The 672-nt window shown below is 39.0% G+C and carries 1 protein-coding gene; it reads right to left on the reverse strand.

The window, feature by feature from the left end; all coding sequences use genetic code 11:
- Positions 1–672: phosphopantetheine-binding protein (locus tag CHRY9293_RS18470; RefSeq protein ID WP_162034319.1), on the reverse strand; the 672-nt coding region annotated here is incomplete at both ends.

A 672-nucleotide genomic window follows, 5' to 3' on the forward strand; every position in this document is an offset into this window, starting at 1 on the left:
AGAGCTCAGAAAGATGATACACTGTTCTATAGGTAAAGACTTCTTTGACACTTAAGGATAAGGATAATCGTTTTCGTAAACGACTCACGAGTTGGATACTGATAATACTGTCTCCTCCCAAGCGGAAGAAATCATCATGTAAACCGATACTTTCTACTGGTAGACCCAATACTTCGCTATAAATTGCTGCCAGATCTCGCTGAAGAGAAGTCTCTGGTGCAATATATTCTTTATCTCCTGTGAAGTTAGGTTCTGGTAAAGCCTTGCGATCTAACTTACCATTAATCGTAAGAGGAAGTTCTTCCAAATGAACATACCCAGAAGGAACCATATACTCTGGAAGTAATCCTGATAAATGTACTGACAACTCTTCATGATTTAATGCTGCATCTGACACATAATAGCCAACCAAGTATTTCAAGCCTGAACTATTCTCCTTTGCCAGTACAACACTTTGACGAATCCCTTCATAACTCAATAACCCATTCTCTATCTCTCCCAATTCTATCCTAAATCCTCTAATTTTAACCTGGAAGTCATTTCTGCCTATATATTCCAAATCTCCTCCAGCAAGATAGCGAGCCAAATCTCCGGTTTTATACATACGTTCATTATAACCTATCTCCTTCTCTTCTTCACTCTGGAATGGATTCAAGAGAAAACGCTCTGAGG

Origin of the sequence: Chryseobacterium potabilaquae (assembly GCF_902728265.1) — a bacterium.
In the GTDB taxonomy this organism is placed as follows: Bacteria; Bacteroidota; Bacteroidia; order Flavobacteriales; family Weeksellaceae; genus Chryseobacterium; species Chryseobacterium potabilaquae.